Annotated in this window: 14 protein-coding genes; 11 read left to right on the top strand and 3 right to left on the bottom strand. The window is 52.0% G+C overall.

Features of this window, described 5'->3' with window-relative positions:
- Nucleotides 1-15: 15 nt before the first annotated feature.
- The 7 genes from OCV62_RS10230 (at nt 16) to OCV62_RS10200 (ending at nt 8,522) form a co-directional block, all read left to right on the top strand.
- Nucleotides 16-261 carry a DUF4315 family protein gene (locus OCV62_RS10230; protein ID WP_055221100.1) on the top strand — a complete coding sequence of 82 codons (246 nt, stop codon included), beginning with the start codon at nt 16-18 and terminating at the stop codon, nt 259-261.
- Nucleotides 251-1,453, top strand: a complete 1,203-nt coding sequence (locus OCV62_RS10225; RefSeq protein ID WP_055221098.1) for a DUF4366 domain-containing protein — start codon at nt 251-253, stop codon at nt 1,451-1,453. The genes OCV62_RS10230 and OCV62_RS10225 overlap by 11 nt, the downstream gene beginning before the upstream one ends.
- Nucleotides 1,454-1,491: 38 nt before the next feature.
- On the top strand, nt 1,492-6,405 hold the full coding sequence (gene srtB, locus OCV62_RS10220) for a class B sortase (RefSeq protein ID WP_055221096.1): 4,914 nt from the start codon (nt 1,492-1,494) through the stop codon (nt 6,403-6,405).
- 66 nt (nt 6,406-6,471) lie between these two features.
- On the top strand, nt 6,472-6,954 hold the full coding sequence (locus OCV62_RS10215; RefSeq protein ID WP_055221094.1) for a hypothetical protein: 483 nt from the start codon (nt 6,472-6,474) through the stop codon (nt 6,952-6,954).
- 21 nt (nt 6,955-6,975) lie between these two features.
- Nucleotides 6,976-7,359, top strand: coding sequence for a hypothetical protein (locus tag OCV62_RS10210; protein ID WP_242856451.1), 384 nt, complete (start codon nt 6,976-6,978; stop codon nt 7,357-7,359).
- Entirely contained in the window at nt 7,346-8,128 is a 783-nt protein-coding gene (locus tag OCV62_RS10205) for an FAD-dependent thymidylate synthase (protein WP_262527060.1), read from the top strand. Before OCV62_RS10210 ends, OCV62_RS10205 begins: the two co-directional genes overlap by 14 nt.
- Complete coding sequence (locus OCV62_RS10200) at nt 8,109-8,522, top strand: dUTP diphosphatase (protein ID WP_055221092.1); 414 nt, start codon at nt 8,109-8,111, stop codon at nt 8,520-8,522. The genes OCV62_RS10205 and OCV62_RS10200 overlap by 20 nt, the downstream gene beginning before the upstream one ends.
- A 139-nt stretch (nt 8,523-8,661) precedes the next feature.
- On the opposite strand, the gene OCV62_RS10195 is transcribed toward OCV62_RS10200, so the two are convergent.
- The 3 genes from OCV62_RS10195 to OCV62_RS10185 form a co-directional block, all read right to left on the bottom strand.
- Nucleotides 8,662-8,931, bottom strand: coding sequence for a type II toxin-antitoxin system RelE/ParE family toxin (locus OCV62_RS10195; RefSeq protein ID WP_006861304.1), 270 nt, complete (start codon nt 8,929-8,931; stop codon nt 8,662-8,664).
- Entirely contained in the window at nt 8,928-9,188 is a 261-nt protein-coding gene (locus OCV62_RS10190) for an AbrB/MazE/SpoVT family DNA-binding domain-containing protein (protein ID WP_033143531.1), read from the bottom strand. Before OCV62_RS10190 ends, OCV62_RS10195 begins: the two co-directional genes overlap by 4 nt.
- Nucleotides 9,189-9,321: 133 nt before the next feature.
- Entirely contained in the window at nt 9,322-9,636 is a 315-nt protein-coding gene (locus OCV62_RS10185) for a helix-turn-helix domain-containing protein (RefSeq protein WP_033143530.1), read from the bottom strand.
- Between the two features lie 148 nt (nt 9,637-9,784).
- Here OCV62_RS10185 and OCV62_RS10180 point away from each other — a divergent pair, with 148 nt between their 5' ends.
- The 4 genes from OCV62_RS10180 to OCV62_RS10165 form a co-directional block, all read left to right on the top strand.
- On the top strand, nt 9,785-10,294 hold the full coding sequence (locus tag OCV62_RS10180) for an SLOG family protein (protein WP_055221090.1): 510 nt from the start codon (nt 9,785-9,787) through the stop codon (nt 10,292-10,294).
- 81 nt (nt 10,295-10,375) lie between these two features.
- Nucleotides 10,376-10,510 (top strand): DUF3789 domain-containing protein, encoded by a 135-nt coding sequence (locus OCV62_RS10175; protein ID WP_074925882.1) that lies wholly within the window; start codon nt 10,376-10,378, stop codon nt 10,508-10,510.
- Nucleotides 10,507-11,532: a DUF5688 family protein gene (locus OCV62_RS10170; RefSeq protein ID WP_055221089.1), complete on the top strand. Its 1,026-nt coding sequence runs from the start codon at nt 10,507-10,509 to the stop codon at nt 11,530-11,532. The genes OCV62_RS10175 and OCV62_RS10170 overlap by 4 nt, the downstream gene beginning before the upstream one ends.
- A gap of 52 nt (nt 11,533-11,584) precedes the next feature.
- Nucleotides 11,585-13,351, top strand: a 1,767-nt coding sequence (locus OCV62_RS10165; RefSeq protein WP_262586498.1) for a DNA topoisomerase 3, incomplete at its 3' end; no start/stop codon positions are given.

The following is a 13,351-nucleotide window of genomic DNA, read 5'->3' as shown; positions in this document are numbered from 1 at the left end:
ATTGGAGGTAATAAATTGAACCCTAAGATTGAAAAACTGGAGAAAGAGATCGACAAGACAAAAAACAAGATTGCGGAGATGCAGGCCAGGCTCCGCGGCCTGGAAAAACAGAAAACGGAGCTGGAGAACACCGACTATGTGGCGATTGCCCGCAGCTTCCATCTGACGCCCCAGCAGTTGGCCGAATTTCTGAAATCGCAGCAGGCCGCTCCGTCCGGAGATGGCCCGCTTAAGAAACAGGAGGACATGAATGAGGACTAAAAAAATCTCTCTGCTACTGGCGCTTGTGCTTGTCATAAGCGCCATCGCTTTGCCCCTGACGGCTTATGCTGCCGGGGACAAAGATACCACACCGCCGGAGCTTGCGGCTTCTCTGGACGGCGGTACGCTGAAAGTAGAAAGCAGCGACGACAATTCCGGCGTAGAAGCGGTCTTTGTGGACGGGAACCGTATCAACTCCCTGACCAATGGGGCGGCTACCGTCACCTTAAAGGATTATGCCGGCACAGGAAAACAGGTAAACGTGTATGCCCAGGATTATGCCGGGAACCGCTCAAAGACCGTGAAGTTTGAAAATCCCTATTATGAGGAACCGACGCCCACGGAAAAACCTGCGGAAACGGTGCAGCAGAACCAGAGCAGCAAGCCGGTAAAACCGGCACAGGTCCAGGCTGCTTCTTCCGGCAGTACCAATCATAATGCCCAAAGCAGCAATTCAGGCAGTAATGCTTCCGGGAATAGTTCTAATGCGGGTACCAATACCGGCAGCAATACAGCCTCCGGCACAAATGGCGGCAGCTCCAATTCCCAGGAAGAAACGGAAACCACTTCCTCTATCCCGGATGGCGCGTTTACCCCGGAGGGAACCGGCACAGTGCTGGATGAAGCTACTGGCGAGGGTGACGATAAGCAGTTTTACACGATCACCACCGAGGCCGGAAATGTGTTCTATCTTATCATTGACGGCAAGCGTGACGACAACAACGTCTACTTCCTGAATGGTGTTACCGAAGCTGACCTGATGGCTCTGGCGGAAAAGAACGAGGGCACCATGAGCGTGATTCCAACAGAGGACGTCTGCACCTGTACGGATAAATGCGAAGCCGGCGAAGTCAATACCGCCTGCTCGGTCTGCAAGAATGACCTCAAAGGCTGCACCGGAAAGGAAAGACCTGCGGAAACAGAGGAACTCGCACAGACCGAACCGCCGAAAAAGGACAACGGCAGCGCCGGCACGATTATCTTTATTATCGTTGCCTTGCTTGCGGTAGGCGGCGTTGGCTATTATGTAAAGATCGTCCGTCCGAAGCAGCAGGCAGAGGATGACGAAGATTTCGAGGATGACGGCTACGGCGAAGGCTTTGACCCGGATGAAGCCTATGGAGAGCCGGAATATCTCTCCGAAGATGATTTTGACGACAGGATCGATGATGAACAGGAGGACAGCGAGTAAAGCTGTCCTTTACTATTTTAAGAAAGCGAGGATTTTTCATGGAGAAAACAAATACCCATTACCGCAGCGGCGTAAAGCGGCTGCTGGCATTTCTGCTTTGCGCAGTATGCGTCTTTGGGATGATCCCTACCCAGGCGTTCGCATTTTCGCTGGGACAGAAAGCAAGCTCCTGGCTGGGCGATCAATATGTAGGGTCTGACGGACAGCATTATTATGCGCCGGCGCCTTACACCTACCTTGTTTACAATTCTGATGGAACGATGGATGTGCGCAGCAGTTCCGGGGGCAACGCTTATCGGCACTATATGCTGACAGCTTCGGACGGGAGCAGCCAGCAGGTATATTGCGTGGAAAGCGGCATTGCCTATAACACTTCCGACAATACCTATACATCGGAAAGCGGCACCAACAGCAATTACTTAAACCTGCTCCCTTCCGAGGCAAGACGGGGGATCACCCTCACGGCAATCTACGGCTGGAAACCCGGCACCTCCCTCCCTGTGTCCGGCATTAACGAGGACGATTACAAAATGGCGACGCAGATCATCCTTTGGGAATACCAGCAGCAGCTTCGCAGCGACCCATACAGCCGGCACGGGAACGGCCATGCAGATGCCAACCAGTATTTCAGTGTGATTGCCGGACGTCCTGCGGAAAAAGCCTACAACTGGATTTTGTCACAGGTTGCCTCCCATTCCACGATCCCCTCTTTTACTTCCACGAAGAAAAGCGAGGCCCCGGAGCTGGAACTGAAATGGGACACGGAAAAGAAGATTTATACCCTGACTGTCACGGACACCAATAACCTGAAAATCGACCTGGAGACTTTGAAAGGCAGCGGCGTTTCCGTCACAAGAAGCGGGAACAAGTACACGTTCACCAGTAAGAACATGATTATGGACCCCGTCACCTTTGAATTCCGAAAGGACATCCCGGTTGCCAATGACATGCTGATCTGGGGCAGACCCGGCTACCAGACTATGATGACCGGCGCCAGCGACCCGGTTTCCTTCTTTGTAAAGATCAAGACCGAAACCTACGGCACCGCAAAGATTGTCAAGACCAGTGAGGACGGTATTGTGTCCGGGATTCCTTTCCAAATTTCAGGCACGGACATTTTGGGAAATAAAGTGGATGAAACCGTCACTACCGGAGAAAACGGGCAGATTAAAGAAAAGCTGCTGCCCGGCACTTATCTGGTGAAAGAGCTGCCGGTGGACCGTTATGTGACCCCTTCCGCGCAGTATGTCACCATTGAAAGCGGCCAGACCTCCACGGTGCATTTCAGCAATATCCTGAAAAAGTTCCGCGTCCATGTGGTAAAGAGCGACGCTGATACCGGCACCGCCCAGGGCGACGCCACCCTTGCCGGTGCAACTTATGGCATTTATAACAATGGCGAGCTGGTAGACACCTACACCACCGGGCCGGACGGCAGCTTTATGACCCGCTACTATGTCTGCGGTGATAACTGGACGGTGAGGGAGATTGATCCCAGCACCGGCTACCTCTTAAACGATACGGTCTATGAGGTGGGCGCTTCCCCGACCCTGTATGAAGTGGAACTGAATACCACGGAAAACCAGGTTACGGAAACGGTCATTTATGGAAATATCCAGCTGGTGAAGCATACGGACGACCTGGACCCGGATGTGTCCGGGGATGAAAATACGGACGAACCCAATGAGGGCGTCATTGAACGCCCGGAGGCCGGTGCGGTCTTTGAGGTTTACCTGAAGGCGGCAGGCAGCTATGATGCGGCAAAGGAAAGCGAGCGTGATCTGCTCACCACCGATGGAGACGGCTTCGCTTCCTCCAAAATGCTCCCTTACGGCCATTATACGATCCACCAGGTTTCCGGCGAGGAAGGAAAAGCGTTTATCCCGGATTTTACGGTCTTTATTTCCTCCAACGGACAGACTTACAGTTATATCCTGAATAACCGCACCATTACCGCAAGGCTGCGTGTGGAGAAATGCGACGCGGAGACCGGCAATATTATCCCCATGACGGGCACCGGTTTCCAGATCAAGGACCTGTCTACCGGGGAATTTGTCACCCAGGATATTTACTATCCGAACCCGGAAACCCTTGATACCTTCTATGTATCGGATGAAGGCTGGCTGATGCTGCCGGAGCCTCTGCACACCGGGGATTATGAGCTTTACGAGGTGGCGGCGCCTTACGGGTATGTACTTTCCAGCGAGCCGGTGCCGTTTACCATTGACGGCAGCGAGGCCGTTGTCACGGTTACGCAGTACAATATGCCGCAGAAGGGGCAGCTTACCATCACCAAGACCGGCGAGGTATTCGCTTCCGTCCAGGAAAACGATGGTCTGTACCAGCCGGTGTATGAGGTCATGGGGCTGCCGGGCGCAGTCTATGACGTGATCGCGGATGAAGATATTTATACCGGTGACGGAACGCTCAGGGCGGCAAAAGATACGGTTGTGGAAACCCTTACCACCGGGGAGGATGGAACCGCCCAGAGCGGGCTTCTCTATCTGGGCCGCTACCGTCTGGAGGAACGCCAGGCGCCGGAGGGGATGGTCTTAAATACCCAGCCGGAATATGCCGAGCTTACTTATGCGGGTGAAACTGTGGAAGTAACGCAGACCGCCATCGGACTTTATGACGAGCGTCAGAAGGTGGATGTGAGCCTGTTCAAAGCACTGGAAACGGACGATCTTTTTGGGCTTGGCATGAATGAGGAATATCAAGATATTTCTTTCGGGCTGTATGCGTCCGCTGACCTGACGGCTCTTGACGGCAGCGTCATTCCGGCGGGCGGGCTCCTGGAAGTGGTTTCCGTTGACCCGAATGAGGCGGGCGGCTATGACGCTTCCTTTGCCTCCGACCTGCCTTTTGGCAGCTACTATGTGAAGGAACGCACCACAAACAACGCCTATATCCTCTCTGATACCGAATATCCGGTTATTTTTGAATACGCAGGCCAGGAGGCGGCGCTGGTGCAGATTCTTGTAAATGAAGGCGAGGTTGTTTCCAACGACCTGCTGCGCGGGCGTGTGGACGGCGTAAAAGTCGGCGAAAACCCGGAGGGCGGCGAAGATGTGAAGCTGTCCGGGGCACTGATGGGATTATTCAGGCCGGACACGGAAGAATTTACCGGGGAAAACGCACTGCTTACTGTCACCACTGCCGAGGATGGCAGCTTTTCTTTTGAGAATATCCCTTACGGCCACTGGATCGTAAAGGAAATTTCCTCTCCGGCACTTTATACGGTAAGCCCGCAGCAGCACCATATCTATATCGGTGTGGACGGCCAGCGCATTGAAATCAAAGTGGAAAATACCCTGATCCGCGGCAGCGTGCAGGTGATGAAAACCGAGGCAGTAGACGAGCCTTCTTCTGTGAAGAAAGAGGACAAAGATAATAACACCTTCCTGCGTTTCCTCTCCGGCGCGGTATTCGATCTGTATGAGGATGCCAATGGCAACAAGGAATTTGATTCCGAAGATATGAAGATCGGTACCCTGAAAGAATCGGAGGCGGGCTACCACACCGCGGAGGGCCTTCTGGCAAAGGGCTACTTTGTGAAAGAAAGCAAGGCACCAGAGGGCTACCAGCTTGACGAGAACGCCTACTACTTTGCCATCACAGAGGACGGCCAGGTGGCGGTTGTGGAAAATGGCGAGGCCGGACGGGGCTTTACCAATGAGGCGTACCGCGGGAACCTGAAGATTACAAAGGATTCCAGCGACGGGCGCAAGGATGGATTTGCTTTTGAGGTGAAAAGTGCAGACGGTTCCTACTGTGAAACTTTCACTTCTCCAAAATCCGGCGTGATCGAGGTCAAGGGGCTGCGCGTTGGCATTTATACCGTAACAGAAATCTCCAACCGGGCAAGCAAGGACTATATCATTCCTGACGCTGCCACCGTGGAGATCAAGGCAGACGAAACCGCAACGGTCCAGTTCTTCAATGAAAAGCCAGAGAAACCGGCTACCCCGGATAACCCGGATAATCCGAAAACACCGTCCAATCCGTCCACACCATCTAATCCTGATAAAGCGGTACCGCAGACTGGGGATGACAATTTCATTTTCCTGTATGGCGGGCTTCTGGCACTGGCGGTGATTGGCGGCGGACTGTTTGCCGCAGTCTATTTCAAAAAGGGCAAGTACAGCAGAAATACCCCAAAGAGAAAAGTTGTTGGTATTGCGGTGGTTTCCCTCTGCGGGTTGTTGGCACTTGGCAGCGGGTTCCTGATGGTACGCGACCTTAACCAGTATTCCGAGAGCGCCGGAGCCTATAAGGACATTGCTTCCCATGTAGAGCTGCCGGAGCAGACCGAAGCGCCGGAGGAAGATAATACGGAAACGGAACCTGCCGGGGAGGACCCTTCTGTGGTCCTCCCCGCAGTGGATTTTGAAGCTCTTAGGGAAACCGGGCCGGACATCATCGGATGGCTTACCCTCCCTGATACGGCCATGAACTACCCGGTAACGCAGACAGACGATAACGAGTATTACCTGCACCATCTGTATGACGGCACCTATAATAAGACGGGCTGCCTGTTTGCAGACTATGAAAATCAGGAGGATTTTTCGGACCGCAATACCATTATCTACGGCCACAATATGCGGGACGGCTCCATGTTCGCCACGCTGAATGAGTATGACGAACAGAGCTATTTTGACGGACACCCGCAGATGTACCTTGTCACCCCTGGCGGCGGCTATGTCGTGGAAATTTTCACGGCGTTTGTGGCAAAGCCCAGCGAGTCCGGCAGCGACACTTCCCCCTGGCGTCTTAATTGGAAGGATGACGGTGCCTACACCACATGGCTTTCTGAAATGGCGGGACGGTCTGTCATTGAAACCGATGTTACGGTGACTTCCAGTGATAAGGTGCTGACCCTTTCCACCTGTACGCCCGGAGGCGCGAGCCGCTTCATTGTCATGGGAAAACTGGCGGCTGTAAACGATTAACAAGAATATGGGAAACCGGTGCGGGGGCAGTCTGCTCCCGCACCTGCTATTTAGGAGGATTTTTCTATGGTAAATGCCATTGTTTCGATACCCGGCTACGTCCATCTGTACCGCTCCCTTTTGCGGTTCTATGATATGCCGGAAAATGAGGTCCGGGAAATGCTCTACCTTCTGAACACGGCAAACCTGGACTGCTACGAGTATTACCACCCGGAGCGTGATGTGATCCAGAGCGGGCCAGTGGCTTTTAGCGGCTGGCTGGAACATATGGACTGCCGCCCTTACCGGACAGAGGTACAGCTTTATAAATCCCTGCTGTTCTTAAAGCGCAGCATTGACCGGGATCTGATCGTGACCTCACAGCGGGAGGCACTGCAGACGCTCCGCTGTATCATTTCCAACCTGGAATACCGCTTCTATAAGGCGTATGGCATGGAGATTGAGGACAAGCGGACCGTGTACGGAGAATGTACCTACCATATGGTACCCAGGGAGGACGAACCCAGTGTGTGCCTGATGCACGACTGGATCTACCTTCCCAGCGCATAATGCCGGGAACTTTATATAAATTTGTCCCGAATAATAGACAAAATTCGGGACAGTTCATTTTCAAAGGAGGGATGCCATATCACACAAAAGGAAGTCAATGCCGTATTTGACGAGCAGGTGCAGCTCTGCGCTGACATTCTGCAAAAGAAAACCAAAGAATACACCGGGGACGATACGGACCGGCTGGGGGCTTTTAAGGCGGCGGCAGCTTTGCAGCATACCACGCCGGAGCGTGCCCTTGCCGGGATGCTAGCGAAGCATATCGTCTCTCTGTATGACATGTGCTTTGATGGTGATACGGATTACGATATAAGCACATGGAATGAAAAGATCACAGACAGCCTCAACTATCTGTTCTTATTGAAAGCTATTGTAAAGGAGGGACATACCAATCAACCAAATTGAAGTGAAGATTTTGAACTGCCAGGCGGTTGCGGAGGCCGAGAAAAACATGGTCTTTGCTGCCCGTCTCACGCAAAGGGGCCACCGGATCACTACAATGGATGATCTGATGGCTCTTTATGAAAAATCGTTCAATAAGAATACCGTGGCGGCAATCAGCGGTCTTCCGCACCCCACGGTTCAGAAATTTGCGGTGATCACCGTTGCTGTTGTGGGGGCAAGCAGGCGATTCCTGTCGCAGATCACCAGACACCAGAACGAAGTAAAGTTTATGAGTGCGTCCTTACAGTACAGCAATTATACGGGGCAGGCAGATTTTGCCGTGCCCTATGAGATTCTGGCCGCCCCGGTTGCGGTCCGGGAACTGTACTTAAAAAGCTGCCACGAAGGCATGGACTGTTACGAAAAGCTGTGCGCCGAAGGAATCGGCCATGACGCGGCGGGATATGCCACGCCCCAAGGGCTTCGGAATGTGCTGATGATCAGCGCCACCCCCTATCAGTGGAAACACATCATCGGCCAGCGGGTATGCCGGCGCAATACGGACGAGACCCGGATCGTGCTCCTGAAAATCTGGCAGGAGCTTTATTCGTTAAGCCCGGCGCTGTTTGCCCCCGGTCTTACAGGGCCGTTCTGCCAGCAGGACAAATGCTTGGAGGGGAAAATGACCTGCGGCAGAAAAATAGATGCGGATATGACGCCGGAGGATCTTCTGAAAGCGGACTATCCGGCACTTTTTGAAGGAGGCGCGCATGAAGATCAAACTGATTGACTTTGGCGTGCCAGAGAGCCGCCGCCCTTTCCGTCCGCATGGGAACGATGCAGGTGCGGATGTTTACATGCCCTATGACTGTACTTTGCAGCCGGGAGAGATCGCAAAGGTTCCTCTTGGATTCGGGATTGAAGTGCCGGACGGCTATGCGGGCTATGTGTTCCCACGTACCAGCATGGCGGTAAAAGGGCTGGTCTGTGAACTGCCTCCTGTGGATTCCGGCTACCGTGGGGAAATCCATGCGATCATCAGTAATGTAAGCAATCAGACGCAGGAGCTTTCCAAAGGCTCCCGCGTGGGCCAGCTTGTGATCACCCCGGTTGTGATCGCGGATTTTGTTACCGAACTTGGCGAGCAGCGCGGCACAGGCGGATTTGGAAGTACAGGAAAATAAAAAAGTGACTTTTAGAGAGTAATTAGGGAATTATCGCCGGTAGTGAGATTGGGCATATCAGGAAGATTGCAGGGTACAATAAAAGAAAGGCAGAAGGCAGCAAAAGGCGGTACACTGTCATAGCGTACCGCCCTGCTGCTTAAAACTGCTTTAATATGTCGTGATGCCCTACGTCCACCAGGATAATCATTTTGTCGCCTTCGTAATACCAGATAATGCGGATGTCCATGTTGACGCTGCACTCAAAAAGATCCGTGGTTCCCTGGATGCGTTTAGTGCGCAGCGACGGATGGGAAGGATTTTCGGCCAGAAGTTCCAGCTTGTTTTTAAGCTGCTTCTTCTCCTGTACGGTCAGACCCTTAAAATGCTTTTGGAAACGGGGCGTAAAGGTAAACTCATACGCCATCATTCCGCCTCCAATTTGTCAAACAGGGCGTCCACGCTGTCAAAGACAGGCTGCTCCCCGGATGCGATTTTTGCTTTTACATCCCCGATTTCTTCTTTAAGCTCGCTTAAATATTTTTTGGGGTAGACAACCACCGGCATGATGCAGATGGAACCGTCCTTCTCGAAGATGTCCAGTTTATCGCCTTCGGACAGACCGAGTTTAACGATGATTTCCTTTGGAATTGTGACCTGGGCTTTTTGACGCAATTCGGCCAGCATACGATCATCTCCTTTGCTTTAAGTTTGAAAGTAGGAAATTCTTACTTTCTTACTTATAGTATATCCACTTTGTGGGATTTATGCAAGGGGTACGAAAAAAATTTACAAATAAAGCGGCCAGCACCGTGACCGCTTACTTTCTGCTATTGAGTTCTTTCATAATACCGAGGATATACTGCATGGATTTGGAGTCGAGCTGTTTCGCCTCTGCGATAAATTCCCGCAAGGCTTCGGGGCAGGTGTTACCCTCATCAAAGAATTCCTGCGGTGTTACACCCAGGTATTCACAGATATAGAAAAAAGACTGCATGGCGGGAAGTGACTTTTTGTTTTCAATGTTGTTGATGTAGTTGTTTGCCTGTCCTAACGATAGAGACATATCGCGCGCAGATACGCCTTTCTGTGTCCGCAGCTTTGCCAGCCGTTCCGGGACAAAATCTTCATACATCGCCTTCACCTCCCATTCTGTAATAGATTGTACCTCACGACCTTGCATTATTCGCAAATGGAAAAAGGGTGTTTTCGTTGACTTACTAAATTAAATCTATTACAATATGAAAAGTGAAGAATAATACCTATCGGACGGAGGAATAAAAATGGAAGGAAAGACCTGCTGTGTCACCGGGCACAGGGATTTACCCCAGAAAGAGATCAACCATGTAAAGACCGCCCTGCGGCGTGAAATTGATTCTGCTGTTGCGGACGGGTTTACCCGCTTTATGAGCGGCTTCGCAGACGGCGTGGACCAGTATTTTGCCAAGATTGTACTGGAGAAGAAAAAGACAAATCCGGTGCTGGAGCTGATTGCTGTCATTCCCTATCAAAAGCGCCTGGACAGCCTGATGGCAAAGGGCCGGACTTATGAAATGCTGGAGGCTTGCGCGGATGTTGTTGTCATGCAAGAGAAATACCACCCCAGCGTCTATTCCCACCGGAACCGCTACATGGTAGAACACTCTGACCGGGTGATCGCTGTGTATGACGGGAGGGAAAAAGGAGGCACGGTGAGGACAATCCGGTTTGCCCACCAGATGAAAAAGGTACTGCGGGAAATCCCTGTCGGGGAGATTGTTCTGCCAGGCCAACCCATTGCGAAAAGAAAATGAAAAAATGGATAACTGATACTTGATGATGCGCTCACTTTTCGGTGGGCGTTTTTCTTTACCTATTTTTTAGGAGGATTTTTTATGTGGAACATGATTACACACTTTCTTACATTCACCGGGGGAATGTCTGCCGGCGTTGTGCTGATGTGTCTTATGCAGGCCGCAAAGCAGGAAGATGAATGGTTAGAAAACAGAAAACGGGAGGAAAACGAATGAATCAGGAATTTGCAGAAAATATAAAAAACCATATCCGGGAATATCTGCCGGTGGACTATCAGGATGCAAAGATAACCCTTGAAAAAGTCACCAAAGGAAATGACCGGATTCTTACAGGGCTTATCATCCGAAAGGATGATGAAACGGCTGCACCGTCCATTTATCTGGAACACTATGAGGAACAGTTTGGCAAAGGTCGCCCGATGGACGACATTATGAAGGAAATTGCACAGATAAAAGTGGAAAACAGCCTGGAACTTCCTATTGATGTGAAAGGACTTCAGGATTATGAAACAGCCAGGCCGCTGCTTGCGATCCGTCTGTGCGACCCGGAAAAGAATCAGGAATATTTGAAAGATAAACCCCATACCGCATGTGGGGAACTGGCGGCAACCTACCGTATTCAGATCATGGAGGACAGCAGCGGAACGGCTTCCGCTGTTGTTACAAATGATATGTTGAATCTTTGGGGAATTACACCAGAGCAGCTTCACCACGATACGGTGTCAGCAGAAAACGCCCGGAATCCTGTCTGTTTATACACAATGGATGATGTGATGTCAGAAATAATGCTGTCCGTAAAGCCTGAGAATCTTTTTGAACAGACGGAACCATTAGAATCTGAAATGATACCTATGTATATCCTGACAAACCAGAATAAAGTAAATGGCGCCGGGGTTCTGGCAAGAGACGGCGTACTGGATAAAATCGGCGAGCTGCTTGGTTCTGATTTTTATGTCCTCCCATCATCGACCCATGAAGTTATCCTTGTGCCGGATAACGGGAACATGCAGACTAAAGAACTGGAGAATATGGTAAAAGAAGTGAATGCTACCCAGGTGCTGCCAGAGGATTTACTTTCTGATAAGGTGCAGTATTATGACCGGGCAGCAAAAACCCTGGGACGAAAACAGGAAAAAGGTCTTTTAGAGCGTCTTTCCGAAAATAAAGCAAAGATTCAGGAGAAAGAGGCAAAGGAACCCAAAGAAAGACATAAAACCAGACAGGAGCCGAGCTTATAAAGGGCAGCGGCTATGCTGCCTTTTCTAATTCAAAGAAATGGAGGTTATAGGAATGAAGTTAGTAATTGCAGAAAAGCCCTCCGTCGCCATGTCGCTGGCGGCGGTTCTGGGTGCGAATGAGAAAAAAGACGGCTACATGGAGGGCGGGGGTTATCTGGTGAGCTGGTGCGTGGGACACCTTCTGGAACTGGCGCAGCCAGAGGCTTATGGGAAACGGTATGCCAGATGGGGTTATGGTGATCTGCCGATCCTGCCGGAAGAATGGAAATACGAAGTGTCGAAGGATAAGAAAAAGCAGCTTGACCTTCTTTGCCGGCTGATGAAAGACAAACGGGTGGATTCCGTGGTATGCGCTACCGATGCCGGACGGGAGGGCGAACTGATCTTCCGTCTGGTCTATGAACACGCCGGATGCAAGAAACCGATGGAACGCCTCTGGATTTCCAGTATGGAGGACGCGGCAATCCGTGACGGGTTTGAGCACCTGCGTCCTGGCAGCGACTACGATAAGCTCTATGACGCGGCGGTCTGCCGGGCTGAAGCCGACTGGCTGATCGGCATTAACGCCACCCGGCTTTTCTCTGTCCTGTATGGCGTCACGCTGAATGTGGGGCGCGTCATGTCACCCACGCTGGCCCTTCTGGTACAGCGGGAGGCGGATATCCAGGCATTTACGAGCAAGCCCTTCTATGTGCCGGAGATCACATGCGGCGGCTTTACTGCCTCTGGGGAAAAGCTGTCCGGGAAAAATGAAGCTGAAAAAATCCGTATGGGCTGTGACGGGCAGGTCGCTTCGGTGCTGTCCGTGGAGAAGCAGGTTAAGACGGTGCAGCCGCCCCGCCTGTATGACCTGACGACTTTGCAGCGGGAATGTAACCGTATCTATGGCTATACGGCCCAGCAGACCCTTGACTATGTGCAATCCCTCTATGAGAAAAAGCTGGCGACCTATCCCCGGACGGACAGCCAGTATCTGACCGAGGATATGCAGGCAACCGCCGCTTCTCTGGTTCTCTGGCTGCGGGATCATATGCCTTTTGGAAAGGGCTGCGCAGGGGAACCGGATATTGACCGCGTAACGGATGGCAGCAAAGTCACCGACCACCATGCCATTATCCCTACGGTGGAGATTGCCCGGACGGATTTATCGGAGCTTCCCTCCGGGGAACAGGATGTACTGACGCTGATCGCCGCAAGGCTGCTTTCTGCCACGGCTCAGGCGCACCGGTTCGAGGCGGTGACGGCGGTTTTAGACTGCCGGGACCGTTCTTTCACGGCAAAAGGAAAAACCGTATTACAGGCCGGATGGAAGGAAGTGGAACGCCTCTACCGCATGGGATTGAAACAATCCAAACCGGAGGATGACGAGAATACAGACGCCTCCCTTCCCGTGCTGCAGGAGGGGCAGATTTTTGAAACGGTTTCTGCCAGTGTCCGGGAGGGCAAAACCTCCCCGCCGAAGCATTATACGGAGGATTCCCTTTTGGCAGCTATGGAGACCGCCGGCACCGAGGACATGCCGGAGGACGCCGAGCGCAAAGGATTAGGCACCCCGGCCACCCGTGCGGCTACTTTGGAGAAACTGGTCTCTGCCGGATTTGTGCAGCGGAAGAAAAAGCAGCTTATCCCCACGGAAAAAGGTACGAACCTGATTCTGGTCCTGCCGGATAACATCAAATCGCCCATGCTCACCGCGGAATGGGAATCCATGTTAAAGCAGGTGGAGCGCGGCGAAGTTCCGGCAAAAGATTTCATGGATGGGATCGCAGATATGAGCCGGGCGCTTGTCAAGGCCCATACCGCCCCGGAGGAATGTTTT

The organism is Gallintestinimicrobium propionicum, assembly GCF_025567525.1.
In the GTDB taxonomy this organism is placed as follows: domain Bacteria; phylum Bacillota; class Clostridia; order Lachnospirales; family Lachnospiraceae; genus Gallintestinimicrobium; species Gallintestinimicrobium propionicum.
The sequence above is the reverse complement of the archived record's forward strand: the minus strand, read 5'-3'. Positions and strand labels throughout refer to the sequence as shown.

Coding starts and splice junctions, on each gene's coding strand:
- OCV62_RS10225 (WP_055221098.1), top strand. CDS start 251: ATGAGGACTAAAAAAATCTCTCTGCTACTGGCGCTTGTGCTTGTCATA.
- srtB (WP_055221096.1), top strand. CDS start 1,492: ATGGAGAAAACAAATACCCATTACCGCAGCGGCGTAAAGCGGCTGCTG.
- OCV62_RS10215 (WP_055221094.1), top strand. CDS start 6,472: ATGGTAAATGCCATTGTTTCGATACCCGGCTACGTCCATCTGTACCGC.
- OCV62_RS10200 (WP_055221092.1), top strand. CDS start 8,109: ATGAAGATCAAACTGATTGACTTTGGCGTGCCAGAGAGCCGCCGCCCT.
- OCV62_RS10195 (WP_006861304.1), bottom strand. CDS start 8,931: ATGATGGCGTATGAGTTTACCTTTACGCCCCGTTTCCAAAAGCATTTT.
- OCV62_RS10190 (WP_033143531.1), bottom strand. CDS start 9,188: ATGCTGGCCGAATTGCGTCAAAAAGCCCAGGTCACAATTCCAAAGGAA.
- OCV62_RS10185 (WP_033143530.1), bottom strand. CDS start 9,636: ATGTATGAAGATTTTGTCCCGGAACGGCTGGCAAAGCTGCGGACACAG.
- OCV62_RS10180 (WP_055221090.1), top strand. CDS start 9,785: ATGGAAGGAAAGACCTGCTGTGTCACCGGGCACAGGGATTTACCCCAG.
- OCV62_RS10175 (WP_074925882.1), top strand. CDS start 10,376: ATGTGGAACATGATTACACACTTTCTTACATTCACCGGGGGAATGTCT.
- OCV62_RS10170 (WP_055221089.1), top strand. CDS start 10,507: ATGAATCAGGAATTTGCAGAAAATATAAAAAACCATATCCGGGAATAT.